The 16,588-nt window shown below is 70.7% G+C and carries 13 protein-coding genes, 1 tRNA gene and 2 rRNA genes; 6 read left to right on the top strand and 10 right to left on the bottom strand.

All coding sequences use genetic code 11. The annotated features are described in order from the left end of the window. Positions 1-4: 4 nt before the first annotated feature. The 5 genes from ASG52_RS20150 (at position 5) to ASG52_RS20130 (ending at position 4,397) form a co-directional block, all read left to right on the top strand. Positions 5-262 (top strand): hypothetical protein, encoded by a 258-nt coding sequence (locus ASG52_RS20150; protein ID WP_056247116.1) that lies wholly within the window; start codon positions 5-7, stop codon positions 260-262. Between the two features lie 5 nt (positions 263-267). Further along, complete coding sequence (locus tag ASG52_RS20145) at positions 268-1,644, top strand: class I adenylate-forming enzyme family protein (protein ID WP_056247115.1); 1,377 nt, start codon at positions 268-270, stop codon at positions 1,642-1,644. Beyond that, the gene (locus ASG52_RS20140; RefSeq protein WP_286159119.1) at positions 1,641-2,384 is read left to right on the top strand and encodes an SDR family NAD(P)-dependent oxidoreductase; all 744 of its coding nucleotides are present in this window, start codon (positions 1,641-1,643) and stop codon (positions 2,382-2,384) included. Before ASG52_RS20145 ends, ASG52_RS20140 begins: the two co-directional genes overlap by 4 nt. A 263-nt stretch (positions 2,385-2,647) precedes the next feature. Then, a complete protein-coding gene (locus ASG52_RS20135; RefSeq protein ID WP_056247113.1) occupies positions 2,648-3,607 on the top strand; it encodes a GNAT family N-acetyltransferase in 960 nt (319 codons plus the stop codon). Between the two features lie 112 nt (positions 3,608-3,719). Then, positions 3,720-4,397, top strand: a complete 678-nt coding sequence (locus ASG52_RS20130; RefSeq protein WP_056247111.1) for an SGNH/GDSL hydrolase family protein — start codon at positions 3,720-3,722, stop codon at positions 4,395-4,397. A 7-nt stretch (positions 4,398-4,404) separates the two neighbouring features. Here ASG52_RS20130 and ASG52_RS20125 read toward each other — a convergent pair whose 3' ends face one another. The 7 genes from ASG52_RS20125 to ASG52_RS20095 all read right to left on the bottom strand — a co-directional run bounded on the left by ASG52_RS20125 (position 4,405) and on the right by ASG52_RS20095 (position 13,991). Further along, on the bottom strand, positions 4,405-5,532 hold the full coding sequence (locus ASG52_RS20125) for an acyltransferase family protein (RefSeq protein WP_056247109.1): 1,128 nt from the start codon (positions 5,530-5,532) through the stop codon (positions 4,405-4,407). Continuing rightward, positions 5,529-6,722 carry an acyltransferase family protein gene (locus ASG52_RS20120; RefSeq protein WP_056247107.1) on the bottom strand — a complete coding sequence of 398 codons (1,194 nt, stop codon included), beginning with the start codon at positions 6,720-6,722 and terminating at the stop codon, positions 5,529-5,531. Before ASG52_RS20120 ends, ASG52_RS20125 begins: the two co-directional genes overlap by 4 nt. Further along, entirely contained in the window at positions 6,722-8,062 is a 1,341-nt protein-coding gene (locus ASG52_RS20115; protein WP_056247106.1) for an O-antigen ligase family protein, read from the bottom strand. The genes ASG52_RS20120 and ASG52_RS20115 overlap by 1 nt, the downstream gene beginning before the upstream one ends. A 175-nt stretch (positions 8,063-8,237) precedes the next feature. Then, positions 8,238-9,734 carry a GumC family protein gene (locus ASG52_RS20110; protein WP_286159118.1) on the bottom strand — a complete coding sequence of 499 codons (1,497 nt, stop codon included), beginning with the start codon at positions 9,732-9,734 and terminating at the stop codon, positions 8,238-8,240. Between the two features lie 348 nt (positions 9,735-10,082). After that, positions 10,083-12,059 (bottom strand): right-handed parallel beta-helix repeat-containing protein, encoded by a 1,977-nt coding sequence (locus ASG52_RS20105; RefSeq protein WP_056247104.1) that lies wholly within the window; start codon positions 12,057-12,059, stop codon positions 10,083-10,085. Beyond that, positions 12,056-13,207 carry a glycosyltransferase family 4 protein gene (locus ASG52_RS20100; RefSeq protein ID WP_056247103.1) on the bottom strand — a complete coding sequence of 384 codons (1,152 nt, stop codon included), beginning with the start codon at positions 13,205-13,207 and terminating at the stop codon, positions 12,056-12,058. Before ASG52_RS20100 ends, ASG52_RS20105 begins: the two co-directional genes overlap by 4 nt. Beyond that, on the bottom strand, positions 13,194-13,991 hold the full coding sequence (locus tag ASG52_RS20095; RefSeq protein ID WP_056247101.1) for a polysaccharide deacetylase family protein: 798 nt from the start codon (positions 13,989-13,991) through the stop codon (positions 13,194-13,196). Before ASG52_RS20095 ends, ASG52_RS20100 begins: the two co-directional genes overlap by 14 nt. Before the next feature lie 331 nt (positions 13,992-14,322). Between ASG52_RS20095 and ASG52_RS20090 the strand changes: the two genes are divergently transcribed. Beyond that, positions 14,323-15,636 carry a lipopolysaccharide biosynthesis protein gene (locus ASG52_RS20090; protein ID WP_056247099.1) on the top strand — a complete coding sequence of 438 codons (1,314 nt, stop codon included), beginning with the start codon at positions 14,323-14,325 and terminating at the stop codon, positions 15,634-15,636. Positions 15,637-16,162: 526 nt separating this feature from the next. On the opposite strand, the gene ASG52_RS20085 is transcribed toward ASG52_RS20090, so the two are convergent. The 3 genes from ASG52_RS20085 to ASG52_RS20075 all read right to left on the bottom strand — a co-directional run. Beyond that, positions 16,163-16,239: transfer RNA gene (locus ASG52_RS20085), tRNA-Met, on the bottom strand. Between the two features lie 37 nt (positions 16,240-16,276). Continuing rightward, positions 16,277-16,392 (bottom strand): 5S ribosomal RNA (rrf, locus tag ASG52_RS20080). Between the two features lie 118 nt (positions 16,393-16,510). Next, a 23S ribosomal RNA gene (locus ASG52_RS20075) occupies positions 16,511-16,588 on the bottom strand; the annotation flags it as partial.

Below are 16,588 nucleotides of genomic sequence, written 5' to 3'. Positions count from 1 at the left end.
TCCGATGTCACTGCGTTCCACCGTCCACGCCGAGATCGCCGCCGTCGCCGCCGAGCAGGAGAAGCGGATGCCGCCGATCACCGACGACCTCGTGATGCTGGAGACCGAGTTCGACTCGCTCTGCTTCGCCCTGCTGGTCGCCCGCATGGAGGACCTGACCGGGGCTGACCCGTTCTCCGAGATGGAGGCCGACGACCTGCCCGTGACGGTCGGCGACCTCGTCGCCCTCTACGACCGCGCCGCGGCCCGGAAGGCGGCGTAAGCGCCATGATCCTGCGCGAGAGACTCTTGGAAGGGGGCGGGCTCGACGGCCTGTTCCTGTCCGACCATCGCGAGAAACGGGATCTCGCCGGGATCGTCGGCGGCTCGCGCGACGCGTCGGTGAGCGAAACGCTTGCCGGCAAGCGCGTGCTGCTGGCCGTCGGCGGGCAGATGGCGGCGGCCCGCGCGATGCTGGCCCTCGACGGCCTCGTCGCGCGCCTCGCCCTGGTGCCGCCGGGGCTCGCCCCGGAGCACGTCGCCCGCATCGCCGCGGATTCGGAAAGCCAGATCGTCGTCTGCGACGCGGAGGGCCTGTCCGAGGGCGACCTGCCCGGCCTGCCGCGCATCGACATCGAGGCCGCGGCGAAGGCTTCGGCGGAGACCGGCCAAGAGACGGGCCAAGCGACCGAGTGGGCGCTCGCCACCTCCGGAACCACCGGTGCCCCGAAGCTCGTCGCTCACACCCTCGACGGGTTGGCCGGCGGCATCAACAAAGCGGCCGCGCCGGAGCCCGGCACGGTCTGGTCCACCTTCTACGACATCCGCCGCTACGGCGGCCTCCAGGTTTTTCTGCGCGCGATGCTGGCCCCGGCCTCGCTGGTGCTGTCCGACCGGCACGAGCCGGTGCGCGACTATCTGATCCGGGCCGGCGAGGCGGGCGTCACCCACATCCTCGGTACGCCCTCGCATTGGCGGCTCGCCCTGATGAGCAACGCGCTCACGCGGCTCGCGCCGCGCTACGTCCGGCTGTCCGGCGAGATCGCCGACCAGACCGTGCTCGACCTCTTGCGCACCGCCTTCCCCGAGGCCCGCATGGCCCATGCCTACGCCTCGACCGAGGGCGGCGTCGGCTTCACCGTCGAGGACGGGCGCGAGGGTTTTCCCGCCTCGCTGATCGGGGCGCGGTCAGGCATCGAGATCGCGGTGCGCGACGACGCGCTCTACGTCCGCTCCGGCCGCACCGGGCGGCGCTATCTCGGCACCGCGCCCGAGCCGCTGATGGCCGAGGACGGCTTCGTCGATACCGGCGACCTCGTCGAGCGGCGGGGCGAGCGCTTCCACTTCCTCGGGCGGCGCAGCGGCGTCATCAATGTCGGCGGCGCCAAGGTGCAGCCCGAAGAGGTCGAGGCCGTGGTGAACCTCCATCCCGGCGTGTCGATGTCCCGCGTGCGGGCGCGGCCCAACCCCATACTCGGCGCCGTGGTCGAGGCCGAAGTCGTGCTGCGCGCCGGCACCGACGCCGCCGATCCGGCGGCGCTGAAGAAGGCGATCATCGCCCATTGCCGCCCGCGCCTCTCCGGCCACAAGGTGCCGGCGAGCGTGCGCTTCGTCGACGATCTGCCGCTCACCTCGGGCGGCAAGCTTGTGCGGAGGATGCCGTGACCGAGATCCGTGAAGGCCGCCTCGTCGTCGTCACCGGAGCGAGCCGGGGCCTCGGCCTCGCCATGGCCTCGACGCTGGCCGCCGAAGGGTTTCGCGTTGTCGCCCTGGCGCGACGACCCAGCGAGGCGCTTGAGGCGGCCTGCGAGGTCGCCCCCTTCGGCGCGATCCGGTTCATGGCCGCCGACCTCGGCGAGATCGACGCGCTGCAAGGGCTCGTCCAGCGGATCAAGGCGGAGCACGGGCCGGTCTACGGCCTCGTGAACAATGCCGCCATCGGCACGCCGGGCCTGCTCACCACCATGCCGGCCAAAAAAATCTCCGAACTGGTCCATCTCAACACGGTCGCCCCGATGGTGCTCACCAAGTACCTCGCCCGCAGCATGATGACGGCGGGCGCAGGCCGCATCGTCAACGTCAGCTCGATCATCGCGTTCACCGGCTACAACGCGCTCTCGGTCTACGCCGCCACCAAGGCGTCGATGATCGGCTTCACCAAGTCGCTCGCCCGCGAGGTTGGCCGCCTCGGGGTCACGGTCAACGCGGTGGCGCCGGGCTTCATCGAGACGGCGCTGACGGAGGGAATGGACGAGGCCGAGCGATCCCGCGTGGCCAACCGCAGCGCCCTCAAGCGCCTCGCCGAGCCGCAGGACGTGGCCGACGCCGTCGCCTACCTGATGTCGGAGAAAGCCCGCAACATCACCGGCACGGTGCTGACCATCGACGCCGGCAGCACCGCCTGATTCTTTTGACACTCTTCCCATTCACCCCCTCATCCTGAGGTGCGAGCGAAGCGAAGCCTCGAAGGAGCCCTCCAGTTCGCGCGCGATCCCTGGAGCCCTCCTTCGAGGCCGCTTCGCGGCACCTCAGGATGAGGGGGATGGGTGGGACGGCCCCACCTTCCCCGCAACCCAAACCCACTGCCGACCTGACTCCCGATCCGAACGGACGCCCCCCCGCATCCGCTCCGGGCCCCAAGCTCAGCGAAGCTCCGAGAGTGTCGCCGATGTTAGCCCTGTCCGACGCAGATGATGTCCCCGTCTTCGCCCAGCCGGAGGCGCTCCCAGCCGCACCGGAGCCGGTCAAGGCGCGGGCCAAGACGCGCTGCCGCACCATCGAGGAGAGCGATCTCGACGCGGTGATCGGCCTGCTGCGTGCGGGCTTTTCCGACCGCTCGGAGGCCTATTGGCGCCAGGGCCTCGCCCGCCATCGCGCGCAACCGCTTCCCGACGGCGTGCCGCGCTACGGCTACCTCGTGGAGCGGGAGGGCGAGCCCGTCGGCGTGCTGCTGGCGCTCTACCGCGCGGTCGAGGGCGAGAACGGCACGCACTGGCGCTGCAACCTGTCGAGTTGGTACGTGAAGCCGGAATACCGCTCGCTGGGCACCCTGCTCGACGGCTTCGCCATGCGCGACAAGACGGTGACCTACGTCAACGTCTCGCCCGCGCCGCAGACCTGGGCGATGCACAAGGCCCGCGGCTTCAAGACGATCTGCGCCGGCCAGATGCTGACCCTGCCGTGGCTCGGCCGCCACCGCGGCCGGGCCCGCGCCGTCTCGCCCGAGACCCTGGCGCTGCTGCCCGAAGCCGAAGCCCGGCTGGTCGCCGACCACGTGTCCTACGGCTGCCTCGGCCTCGTCTGGTCGGATGGCGACAAGGCCGGAGCGCTGCTGTTCCAGCGCCGCGGCATCAAGGTGCTGCGGGGCCGGCTCGGCTGGCTGCGCTTCCCCGGCCTCCAGCTCGTCTACCACTCGGCCGATCTCGATCTGGCCGCCTGCCTCGGCGCCGTCGGCCGGCACCTGCTGCTGCGCCGCGCCATGCCCTGGTTCGTCCTCGACGCCTTGGAGCGCCGCGCCGACCTCCCCGGCCGCTACTTCCCCGGCCGCGCCCCCAAATTCGCCCGCGGCCCCAACCCGCCGATGGCGGGCGATCTGGCTTATACGGAGATCGTTTTGTTCGGGGCATGAGGCGGCCTTCGGTCGATTCTCAAGCGTTCAAGTGCATCCCCTCTCCCCGCGTGCAGGGCGAGGGGATGCGGTGGCGGCCGAAGCGAACATCCGAAAGCTTACGAGAGCCGCTATGCCGTCAGCCCCCATCCTCGACCGCCGCCGCTTCGGTCTCGGACTCCTGGCGACCGGCCTCGCCGGCACCGCCGAAGCCGCGCCCGCCGCGATCGTCTGCTGGGGCGACAGCCTCACCTTCGGGGCCGGGGTGCAGACCGATGGCGGGCGCTATCCCAAAGTCCTGAGCCGGCTCTTCACGCCGCCGCGCCCGGTGCGCAATGCTGGGATCGGCGGGGAATCCTCGACGCAGGTGGCGGCCCGGATGCTGGCCGATCCGCGCGCGCGCGAGGGCGTGGCGGTGATCTGGGCGGGGCGCAACAACTACGACGACCCGAATCGGGTGCGGGCCGACCTGCGGGCGATGGCGGCGCGGTGCGGGCGCAGCCTCATCCTGTCGATCCTCAACGCCGACGTGCCGGAGGAGCACCGGGGTCGGCCCGGCCACCGGGCGATCCGCGCGCTCAACGATGCACTCCGGGACGAGCACGGCCACCGCTTCCTCGACGTCCGCGGGCCCCTGGTCGAGCGCGGCCTCGCGATGAACGGGCTCGTCCCGACGGCGCAGGACCGGGCCGACATCGTCGACGACGTGCCGGCCAAGGCGCTCAGAGCCGACCACATCCACCTCAACGACGCCGGTCAGGCGGTCATTGCCACGCTGGTGCGCGACGCGCTTCTCGCCCGCGGCTGGTGAGGCGGCGTCAGCGCGCCGGAGCCGCCAGCGGCGCGCCTTCGGCCGCCCCTTGGGCCGGCGCGCCGGCACCGGGCGCGTCGAGGCGGCGGCGCAGCCGGGCGAACGGGCGCTCGACGAGGCGGTGCATCGCGGCGGCGAAACCGAGCGTCAGGGCGCCGCCGACGACGCCCTGGACGAGGTGAGAGTCCGAAAGACCCGCCACGGCTTCGATCATCGCCGCGTGCACGAGGTAGATCGTGTAGGAGTAGAGGCCGATCCGGGTCAGCAAAGGCGCCGAGAGCAGCCGCGCCGCGCGCGCGCAGGCGCTGCCGCGGGCGGGCTGGAGGAGGCAGGCGAACAGCACGAACAGGGCCCCGCCCTGGACCGTGTAGCGCAGGGTCTGCCGAAAGGTTTCGTCCCGCACTACGAGGGTGGCGCCGAGTACGCCGAGCGCGGCCAGGGCCTGCCAGCCGCCGGGGCGATAACCGGCTTCACCGTCGAGCAACGGGTTGCGCCACAGCGCGAGGCAGCAGCCGAACAGGATCGAATCCGCCCGCGTATGCGTCCAGATATAGGTGTCGGAGGCGTCCGCCAGCGTCATGACCGCGGCGACCCGGAACGACAGCACGACGCCGCAGGCGATCAGGCAATAGAGCGCGAGCCGCGCCGCCGAGACCCGGCCGAAAGCCATCAGGAAGACGAGCGGGAAGAGCAGATAGAAGTGCTCCTCGACGGCGAGCGACCAGAGCGGCAGCGGTAAGGCGCGAGCGATGTCCCCGCCCAGCACCGTGACGTAGTTGCCGGCGAACGCCGCCTGCATCAGCACCACGACTGGATCGTAGGGCCCCTTCAGCCAGCCGAACGCGTAGAGCCCCCCGACGAAGAGAAGCGTGAGGTAGAGCGGCGGGAAGATGCGGAAGACGCGGCGCAGGTAGAACTTCCGCAGGCTGATGCCGCCGGTGTTGAGCGCCTCGAACCGCAGCAGCGTGGTGATGAGGTAGCCGCTGAGGAAGAAGAAGATCGTCACCCCGAGCCCACCCGGCACGATATGCCCGAGCTCGGCATGCGACAGGAACACGAGCCCGACCGCGAGCGCGCGGATGCCGTCGAGCTGCGGCAGATGCGGCATGCTGTTCGGTTTCAGCGTCGGGTTCATGCCGGCTTCCTGCGGGTCGAGGCGGCGCGGCCGAGGAGGCCGTCGCGGGTCTGGAGATGGCGGTCGATCAGGCCGCGCAGGCGGCGGCGCAAGACGGGTTCGATCCAGCCGGAGACCATGAGCGCCGCCGCCACCGCGGCGGCGATGCCGGAAAGAAGGCTCGCCACCGGATCGACGCCGAGCGCCAGCATCGCCCGCATGGCGAGTACGCCGACGAAGGTGTGGAGCAGGTAGAGCGGATAGGTCGAGAGCCCGATCGCCCGGAGCGCTGGCGCGCGGCGACCGAGCGCCCGCAACAGGCGCTCGTTGTGGCGCACCGAGAGCAGGAACAGGCCGAGGAAGCCGAGATAGAGCGCCAGCGGCACGGCGAGCGGCGTCCACGAAGCCGGATCGAGTTCGAGGGTCGCCCGCGTGAAGCGCGCGTCGTAGCCGATCTGGAACAGCGAGCCCGCGAGGCACAGGGCGGCGAAGGCGAGGCGCCAGCCGGTCCAGCCGCCCCGCGCGGCGGCCCAGATCACGACGCCCAGCGCAAAGTCGCAGCCATGGGTGACGAGCAGCAGCTTGGCGATGCGCGTCGAGATCAGCACGTCGAGGCCCGGCACCAGCGCGGTGGCGGCCACGCACCATGCGAGCGCGCTGAAGCTTCCGAGGGCGGCCACCGCCGGTTCAAGCCGGTCGGCCCGGCCCAGCGCCAGCAGCGCGAAGACGAAGGCGTAGAAGCTGATCTCGATCCCGAGCGTCCAGTAGACGCCGTCGATCCAGCGCGGCGCGGGAAACAGCACCAGGGTACGGAGATAGCGGCCGGTCAACTCGGCCACGCCTTCCGGCGCGAAGCCGAGCGCCAGGACGAAGGTGAGGCTGGCGCAGAACCATGCGCAGGGCAGGAGCCGCAGGGCCCGGCTCTCCAGGAAGCGCCGGGGCGTGGCCCCGGTCGCGGTGTAGGCGATGACGAAGCCGGAGATGACGAAGAAGATCGGCACGCCGATCCAGCCCGCGGCGCTCACCGGCAGCAGGAAGGGGAACGGGCCGGAGGACGCGGCCGGCGTCCCGAGCAGGCCCGCCGCCTCGCTCGACGGCACGAGCCAGGCGGTGCAGGCGAGGTGATAGAGCATCACGAGACCGGCTGCGGCGAAGCGCAGGGCGTCGAGGCCGATCACCTGACCGGACGGCGCCGTCTTGTCGGAGGGCATCAACGGACGACTCCGTGGGGGACGCCGCCCGCGCCGGGGAACGGCATCGCGGGCCGGTAGCTGCGGCAGAGGACGAACAGGCAGTAGAACTGAAAGATCGCCGACATCCGGTTGTGCGCCAGGAAGAGGAAGCCGGTGGCGCTGTTGAGGATGAACACGATCAGGATCGCCGAGAGCAGGAAGGCGCAGCGGCGCTCCAGGCTCGGATGGGCGAAGATGGCGGCCGAGATGAACAGCAGGAAGAGGTACAGGACGCCGCCGACGATCCCGAGCCCGACCATGATGTCGAGGAAGGAATTGTGGAAGTCCGGCGTGAAGAAGTACAGCTCCTGCTCCCACAGCCGCCACGCCTTCGAGAACGGGTCGGTGTTGAAGAAGCTGAGGTAGCCGTAGCCGAACAGTGGCCGCTCCTTGATGGCGTCGATGGCGTAGGGCCAGAAGGTGCTGCGGCCGGTGAAGTCGGCGCTGCGGCCGACCGCGGTGGCGAGTTCGCCGATGCCGATGAAGGGAAGGCTGAGCGCGAGCAGGATCGCGAACGCGGTGACGAGGGCGAAGATCGGGCGGCCGAACCGCGGCAGCAGGCGGGCGGCGAACAAAGTCATCCCGGCGACCACCGTGCCGCTCACCGAGGACATCGAGTTCGCCAGGATCAGGCCGAGCCCCAGAATGCCGAGCGCAGGCCAGCGCAGGCCGCGCGGGCTGTCGCCCGGCAGGAACAGCAGCACGAGGATCGCGATCGAGGCCGACATGCCGTGGACGGTCTTGTTGGCGTAGGCGCCGAACAGCTCGCCCGTCATCAGGAGGCCCGGCCGGTTGATGTCGGTGCGCACCGTGTCGGGGGTGATCACCACCAGGGCCAGCGAGATCGCGACGAGGACGACGTTGGTCCAGGCGAAGATGCGCAGGAAGCGCGCCGGATGGACCACCGAGGCGAGGGCCGCGGCGATGACGATGTTGAGCACCAGCATCCCGGCCGGCACGATCGCGGCCATGGGGGCGGGCGACCACGTGGCCGAGAGCAGGATGTAGCCGGCGAGCGGCGCGATCCCGACGAGGCACAGGTCGAGCCCGTTGCGCAGGAAGTCCCGCAAGACGATCCACGCGGAGCAGGCGTAGAGGCCGAGCCAGAGGCCGACATAGAGCAGGTTGCCGCGGTTCGACGGCACGTGGGACTTGGCGTTACCGAGTTCGTCGCTGCCACCGGCAAACGTCGCGTAGAACGCGTTCACGCACATCAGCACCGCGAAGACGACGAACGCCGTGCGCCACAGCTCGCCGGTGGCGCGGCGCGGCGCGACCACACTCGGCGCGGCGGAATACGGGATCGCGGTGTCGCTCATGGTGGTGGCGCTCTCGTTCTCGGCGCTGTCGTTCCTGGCGCTCTTGGCATCACGCGCGGTCGGGAGGGGCGGTGTTGGGCCAAGCCTCCCACGAAACTCCTGCCGCACCGTCGCCTCGGGGGTCGAAACGGCGGGCGGCAGGGGATTTCGCGGGACAGGCTTAACCGAGCGGTGGTCAGCGGAAGTCGCGCGGGGTCCAGGCGGCCTCGCGACCCGACGGCTCGGTCGCGGCCGGGCGGGGGCCGGCGGTCTCGCGCACCGGGCTCGCCTCGCCGCGCAGCACGCCGAGGGCGATGGCGGCCAGGATACCGAGCACGCCGCCGATCAGGGTGCCGAGCGCCAGGATGACGGCCTTGCTCAGGTTGGTCGATTGGTCCGGCGGGATCGCCGCGCCGATGGCCCGGACGTTGTTGAGGTTCACCTGCGTCTGCTCGGTCAGTTCGCGGGAGCGGGAGAGATACTGCGCATACAGGGTGCGGCGGGTCTCGGCCTCGCGCTCCAGCTCGCGCAGCTCGGTCAGCGCCCGGCTGTCGGCGAAGGAGGCGCGCGACATCGACTCGACGGTGCGGCGCAGCTCCTCCTCGGTCTGCTTGGCGCGGCGGTAATCGTTGCGGGCGGCGTCGCCGATGCGGCGCAGCTCCTGATCGAGCTGGTCCTGCAACGCGTCGATCTCGCGGCCGACCGAGGCCAGATCGGGATGGCGCGGCCCCAGCACGTTGGCGAGGTTCGCCTTGCGGCGGCGCGCCTCGGTGATCTGGCCGCGCAGCTGCAGCACGGCCTGCGACTGCACCGCCTCGCTCAGGCCGTCGAGCTTTCCGTGGAGGGAGGCCGCCTGCTCCATCCGGGCGAGCGCCTCGGTCGAGCGGGCGCGCGCCGTGACGAGCTGGGCGTTGAGGTCGCGCAGGCGGCGGTCGCGGGTGAGCGTGCCGTCGGCGCTGACGAGGTCGTTCTGGCTCTTGAAGGTCTCAACCTTGTCCTCGGCCTTGCGCACGGCGGCGCGCAGCTCGGCGAGCCGATCGTCGAGGGAGGCGCCGGAGCGGCGCGCGAGGTCGGCGCGGGTCTTGTTCGCCTGCTCGGTGTAGATCGCCACGAGATCGTTGGCGATGCGGGCCGACTTGTCGGGATCGCGGGTGGCGACCGTCACCTCGATCACGAAGCTGCGCTCGGCGCGTCGCACGGCGACCTTGCGCTCCAGGGCCTGAAGCGCGCTCCGGCGCGGGTCCGGCGTGCGGGCCGCGGACGCGCCGAAGAGGTCGGTGATCGCAGAGCGCATCCGGCGCAGCAGGCCCGGCGGGTTGCCGACGAATTCGGGGTCCCGATCCAGCCCCTCGCGGGCGACCAGCGCGTCGAGCACGGCGCTGGAGCGCAGCACCCGCATCTCGTTCTCGACGGTGGCGACCTGGGCGTCGGCGTTGTCGACGCTCGGCGTCACCTCGCGCTCGACCACGCGCAGGCCGCGCGGATCGATGATGACCTGGGCGGTGGCGACGTAGCGCGGCTCCATCGTCGCCACGACACCGACGGCGCCGAGCAGGCCGAGGACGAAGGCGAGGCCGATGATCCAGCGCCGCCGCCGGAGCATCCCCATCACCATCACCGGACTGACCGACCGCGCCTGACCGGCGGATTCGGGGCGCCAGTCGAAGGAGGAGAGCGGCACGGCTCCACGCATGCTGGTGTGGCTCGTCATTCCACGAAAACCGGATGCGATCCGGTCCCTCTCATCTCGGCGATCGCGGAGACCGCTCATCCGATCCGCCCGGGACAGGCCCGAGCGCTTGGGCGAAAGACTGCAAGGGTGCTGCCGGTTGGGATGTGTCGCGGAGGGACAGGAATCGGTTTTTTGGGAGTGTGCGGTGGGGGAGTCACTGCCCGCTCTGAACCTCACCGAACGAGGCTGTGCCGATCCGGGAGAGGATTTTTGGGACAAAACCATACCCCGCGTCGGTCCCGCGCATCCCCTCTCCCCGCACGCGGGGAGAGGGGAAACAGCGGCATCCTCGTGGGTAACAAAGATACTTCAGCGCCGCGGGCTCGGTGCCAGCGGCAGCCCGGAACGGAGCATCCGCGTCGTGTCGAGGCGAAAATGGCCGCCGTGGATCGGCGGGGCGGCGAAGGCGGCGGGGTCGGAGCCGGTGGGCAGCGGTTGCATCCGCATCGCCTCGACATTGCCGGCGACGATCTGGTCGCCAGGGCGGGCGGGCGGCTCGTAGCGGAACGGCTCGCTTCCCCAAAACACGTTGTCGGTCAGGCGGTTTTCCCGTGCCGCGCCGGGCTCACGGGCCAGCAGAACGGCGAGCGGCGGGTAGCGGCGGCGCCACAGGCTCGAGCCCGTCGGCATGGCGGCCAGCGCCGCACGGATCTCCGAGGTCGGGTCGGCGACGGAGGGGGCGGCCCAGTTGAGGCCGCGGGCATCGACGTGGATCGCCGGGCTCGCATCGGCGAAGACGTTGCGGGTCACCACGTTGTCGCGCCCGCCGCCGATGAAGGCCGGCTGATCGACCCGCAGGAACAGGTTGCCCTCGACCGTCAGGCCGCTGGCCATGTCGTCGAGATAGACGCCCTTCACCTCGAGCCCCGGCCCGGTGCGGATGTCATGCAAAAAATTGCCGCGGATCACCGAGCCGCGCGCGGTCCAGTCGCGCCCGGCATAGATCGCGCCGGAATCGGTGGCGCCGTCGAGAAGCCGCGTGAGTTCGTTGTCGGCCACGAGATGGTCGTTGCCGCGCAGATACACCGCGTAATCGACCGCATCGTGAAAATAGTTGCCGACGACCCGGTGGCCGACGCCGTCGAGTTCGACCGCCGGGCTCTGCGTCCGCGACAGGCGGGCGTAGCGGGTGAGCCGCGTGTCGCGAAGGAACAAGCCGCCGGGGTTCAGGCTCGGCCGGTCGCCGGCCACCAGCCGCACCGCGCCGAAGCCGGTATCCGACACGGCGCAGGCCTCCAGCCCGCCGCCCTGCACGCCCTCGAACACGGCGGCGCGCAGGCCCGACCATCCGAGCGCGCTGTTGCGCACGACGACGTCGCTCCCGCCGCGGGCGGTCAGCAGGTCGCCGCGGCTCCGCTCCAGCCGCAGCGACTCGATGCGGACATGCGCGGCGTTCTCCAGGCTGATCAGCGTGTCGGCGACCGAGACCTCAACCGCGCCGGCCCCGTCGCGGGGCCAGACCAGCAGGAGGTTGCGCGATGCGTCGCGCCACCATTCGCCCGGCGTGTCGAGTTCGGCGAGCGCGTGGACGATGCGGGCGCGGGCGACAGCGCGAATGCCCTCGTAAGGCTTCGTGCCGAGCCGCACGAGCGCCGGGGCGGAGGCCGGCACCGCGGCGGGAACCGTCTCGAACAGCCAGCCCCAGCTCCAATAGCCCTCGGCCCAGAGATCGGCCTCGCCGCGCCACGCCTCAGGTTTGGCGCCCTCAATCCGGATGCTGGTCCCCGCCGCCTCGGGCCCGGCGGTGACGCGGGCGAACCCCTCGTTGGGCCATTGTGCCGGATGCAGCGCGCCTTTCGCGTCGAACACCTCGAAGGTGAGCGGCGGCGGCGGCGGCCCGAGCAGGCGCGGCGGGCGAATACGCGGATGAGCCGCCATCGCCTCGGGCAACCGGAACGCCCTCACCCGGCCGCGCGCGCTCATCGGCAGGCGCGCCGCGAGGTCCTTGGGCAAAGCCACCGCCTCGACCGGCTCGCTGCCGACAACGCGGGTCGTGCCATCGGACGCGCCACGGATCACCAGCGGCGCGCCTTGCGTGCCGCCATGCTCCGGCCCGATGCGGGCGTAGCGGCTGAGACGGTGGAGGCCGGACGCCAATTCGATCGCGACCGGCCGCGCGGGATCGCGCGCCCGCAGGCTTGCCACCTCATCGAGCGCCCGATGCAGGTCCATCGGCGGCCGCACGTAGATCACACGCTCCTGCCCCGCAGCGGAGGCCGGCAGCGAAAGAAGCCCGAATCCGAACAGCAGCGCGCGCCGCCACCCCGCCCGATGCGGAACCGTCACGGCCAGGCCGCGAGGATCGGCCGCAAGCCGTCGAGATAGCCCTGCACCGCGGCCTCCGACGTGTAGCCGGTCAGCGCGCGGGAAGCGGCCTCGCGGAGCGCCTGGCGGCGGGGCGCGTCGTCGAGCAGGGCCAGCGTCGCCTCGATCCAGGCTTGCGTTTCGAGTTCGCGCACCTCGCCGCAGCCTTCCACGGCGACCAGATCGCGGGCGATGCCGGAATGGGGCGAGGCCAGCACCGACGTCCCGCTCTGCAGCGCCTCGTGGACGACGATGCCCCAGACATCGCCCCGGCTCGGGAACAGGAAAAGCCGGGTAGAGGCGTAGACCGCGGGCAAAGCGGCTTGCGTCAGGTAGCCGTCGAACTGCGCCGCTATTCCGGCTTGCGCGAACCGCGCCTCCATCTCGGCCCGCAACGGCCCGTCCCCCGCCACCCGCACGGAAAGCCGACGCCCCCGCGCGGCGCAACCCAAAATCACGTCGGTGAAGAAGCGCGCGCCCTTCACCTCCTCGTTGAGGATGCCGCAGAACAGCACGTCGTAGGGCCGCTTGGAATCCGGCGGCAGCGGCCCGGCGGGCGCCCAAGCGGGAAACAGCGGGCTCGTCGCGAATTTTTCCGGCCCGATCCCGTAGAGCGCCAGCAGCCGGGCGCTGCCCGCGCTCGGGCCGATGCCGCCGCGGGCGCCGGAGACGATGGCTTTGCGCAGCCAGCGATGCGGCGTCGAGCGCTGCCCCGGATCGGTCTCCGGCACGCCGTCGGTGCGGATCAGGTAGGGAATGCGCCGGAGCCGGGCGTAAGCGGCCGCCATCAGCATCGTCGGCGAGAAATCGTTGAGCACGATTCCCACCGGGTCGAGCGCGGCCAGCCGCGGCACCACCGCGGGATTGACGTAGAGGTTGCGTACGGCGTCCCGGTGCCAGCGCAGGCCCGGCAGCACCGCGTGCCGGAACAGGCGCGGCGCCTCCACCACCCATTGCCGGGCGGCCTCCCGCGGCGTGCAGGACAGGACATGGAGCGGCCGGTCGAGCCGCTCGGCCAGCCGCTCGTAGAGGACATGGGTGTAGGGCGCGAGCGCCCCCGTCACCACGACGACCGGGCGCCGCTCGCGCGCCTCCGGGGAGATGACCGGCACGCGCTCAGGCCGTCCCATCGCGGTGTCTCCTCAAGCGCGATCCCCCGAGCAGCGCCTCGAACTCGAAGTCCGACCAATGCGGCTCGACCACGTGGCGCGGCATCAGAAAAAAGTCGTCGGCGCTGCGAGTATGACCGCGCCGGGTCGTAAAGAAGGTGCGGAAACCCGCCTCCCTGGCAAGCGCCGGATCGCGGGCGGGATCGAAATCGTGCCCGGCCACGCCCCACGGGCAGGCGAAATGATCGACCGGCCGGCCAGCGAGCGCCGAGAGGTCGTGCCGCGAGCGGGCGAACTCGGCGGCGATGTCTTCCGCGCCGAGACCGCTCAATCTGAGATGGCGCGCCCCATGCGAGCCGATCTGCAAGCCCGCGTCCAGCCACGCCGCCACGTCGGCGCGGTCCATGTAGCGGCGCTCGCCCGGCGCCTGCGGCGGCGCATCGAGCCAGTCGCTGACGAGGAAGACGATGGCCGGCAGGCCGAGATCGGTCAGGACCGGCATCGCCACGTCGCGGTTGTCGGCGTAGCCGTCGTCGAAGGAGATCAGGAAGGCGCGCTCCCGCGCCGGCCAGCCCGCGGCGAGGCGGTCGTAAGCCGTGTCGGCGTCGATGAAGTCGCCGTGGCGCCCGAGCAGGCGGAGCTGGTCGGCGAAGCGCTCCTGCAACGCCGCCGGAATCTGGTGATAGCACAGGGTGTAGAGACCGGGCTCGGCGCAAGCGAGCGAGCGCAGCAGCGCGCCGCCGCGCAGGGCCAGTCCCCGCAAGGCCGGCGTGTCGCGCAATGTGGTCTTGACCCAGTGATACATGGTCACCTCGCCCTACCATCTCCCCTACAATGTTTCGGTTCATTTCTGCAGATGGAAGTGTAGGACTTTGAAGCCCGATGGTTAATTCAACAAAAAAGATTCACACCCGGCGATGGCGACATGGATTACTGCATCCACTGGCCCGTGGCTTGCGCCGGAGCAGCCACGTGCGACGCGTCCGTCCCCCGCCGGGACAGGCCTCAGAAAAGCGGTGTTCATGACGGGTCATCTGACGATTTCGACCCCGGGGCCCGCCCCCGGATGGCACAGACCGACCTGTCCGCGGACGGCCCTACGCCGTCCGTCCTCGCTCTAGCGCGGAACGCATCCGATGCATGACACCGCCCCCCTTCCGCTCGGCGAGCGCCTGCGTCTACGCGCCCAGAGCTTCGTCCGCCGCCCGCCCGCGGCCTTGATCTCGCTCGCCGACCAGGGCGTCGTCAGCGGCTTCGGCTTCGTCAGCGGCATCGCCGCCGCGCGCCTGCTCGGCATCGTCGAGTTCGGGCATTTCGCCCTGATCCTGATCGTGATCTCGTTCGCGCAGGGGCTGCACAACGCCCTCATCACCGCGCCGATGATGACGCTGGCCGGCTCCCGCGGCTCCGTCTCGCGCATCTACGGCGCCAACATCCTGATCGCCGCCTTCCTGCTCTCGGTGCCCGGCGCGGTGTTCGTGATTTTCGCTCTCACCTTGAGCGGCCAGATGTCGCCCGCAGCGCTCATCGCGGCCTGCGCCCTAATGCTGGCGCAGAACATCCAGTTCACCCTACGCCGTCTGCTGTTCGCTCGCGGCAAGGGCCTGCGGGCGCTCGCCATGGATTGCGCCCGCGCGGCGGGCTTCCCGGTCGCCGCCGGGCTGATCTGGCTCCAGCACGGGACGGTCGGGGTCAACGGCTTCGTCGGGATGCTGGCGCTCACCTCGCTGGTGACCAGCCTGCCATTCATGATCTGGGTCGGGCGCCCGCTCCTGCGGGATTCGGCTTCGGTCCAGCTCGGGGCGCTGAGCCGGCGCCACACGCCGATCGCCCGCTGGCTCCTGCCGATCGTGTTCGTCACCTTCGCCCAGGAACAGCTGGTGTGGATGGTCGCGGGCACCTCGCTCGGCCTCGACGCCCTCGGTGGATTGCGCGCGGCGCAGTACCTCGTCGGCACGGTGCTGATCCTGCTCAGCGCCACCGAGAATGTTTTGCCGGTCCGCGCCGCCCGCGCCCACACGGAGGGCGGCGAGGAGGCCCTGCGGCGCTACGTCGTGAGCGCCGGCATCCGCCTCGGCGCGCCGATCGTCGCGATCCTGGCGCTGCTCGCCGGCCCCGCCGAGCTGTGGCTGACCCTGATCTTCGGCTCGGAGTTCGCGGCCTATGCCGGCTGTCTGCGCATCCTCTCGGTCGGCGTTCTGGTGATCCTCGTGCGCGATCTGGCGGCGCATTACTTCCGCGCCAAGCAGAACACCCGAGTGATCTTCGAATCCCTCGGGGTCAGCATGGTGGTCTCGCTCGCCGTGGTGGTGCCGCTGATGCAGCACGCGGGCGTCACCGGCGCAGCCGCCGCCGTCACCGTCGGCCACATCGCGTCGCTGATCTACCTCGTGGCGGCGATGCGCTGGCAATCGCGGCCGGTGATGGGATGGCTGGCGCGCGCGCGCTGAGGTTCCGGGCGCCCGGAGCGGCTTCGAGCGGCTCCGGGTCTCCCCTCCCCTGCTCAAGGAGGCGGCGGAAACCCGAATCCGCCGGCTTTTACCCAGCCATGAAACAGCCTGAGCCCCTGCCGGATGCCCGGCAGGGCTTTTTTTGTTCCTCGTGCCAGGGATTGCCGCCGCCCGATCCGCCCTCGCAAGCACACCTTCCTGGTGGCGCGGAGCCGCCCGTTGCACAGGCGACCCGTCGGCTGCGTCATATGCTCAACCCGGCAGCCCCTTTGAGCTCCCCGTCGTTGCGAGGCGGAGCTCAAGCAATCCAGCGCTCCGCCCCCGAAAGAAGCGCGCACGCGGCCGTGCCGTCGGAGCGGGTTCGCCCTTTCGATAGAAGTCGCGCCCTGGATCGCTTCCGCTTCGCCTCGCGATGACGGTGTAAAGCGGAATGAGGGCGGATCGATCAATCAGGTGCGAGTGGCCGAACAGCAAAAAGCCCCGTGCGGTAGCACGGGGCTTTTGGTCTGGCGTATGTCGGCGATGTTGGTTGCGGGGGCTGGATTTGAACCAGCGACCTTCAGGTTATGAGCCTGACGAGCTACCGGGCTGCTCCACCCCGCGGCGGTGTCGGTGTTGTTATCGGTATCGGGCTGGGCAGGCCTGGCGGCGACCGACTCTCCCGTGTCTTGAGACACAGTACCATGGGCGCTGGTGCGTTTGACGGCCGAGTTCGAGATGGGATCGGGTCCTGGGCACACCGCTCAGGCCACCAGGCCGGCGCAGCACAATTTTTTGTCACTTGGGGGGTTCGGCAAGCATGACCGTCGGTGTCTACCGTCGGTCGGTCTGTTTCGTGACGTTCGTGGTTTTGATCCGGACACGGATCATGAGAGCGATCAAGCCGATCGGGCGATTAGTACCGGTCAGCTCAGCGCGTTACCGCGCTTGCACTCCCGGCCTATCGACGTGG

The sequence above is a fragment of the Methylobacterium sp. Leaf456 genome (assembly GCF_001425465.1).
GTDB lineage: Bacteria > Pseudomonadota > Alphaproteobacteria > Rhizobiales > Beijerinckiaceae > Methylobacterium.
The sequence above is the reverse complement of the archived record's forward strand: the minus strand, read 5'-3'. Positions and strand labels throughout refer to the sequence as shown.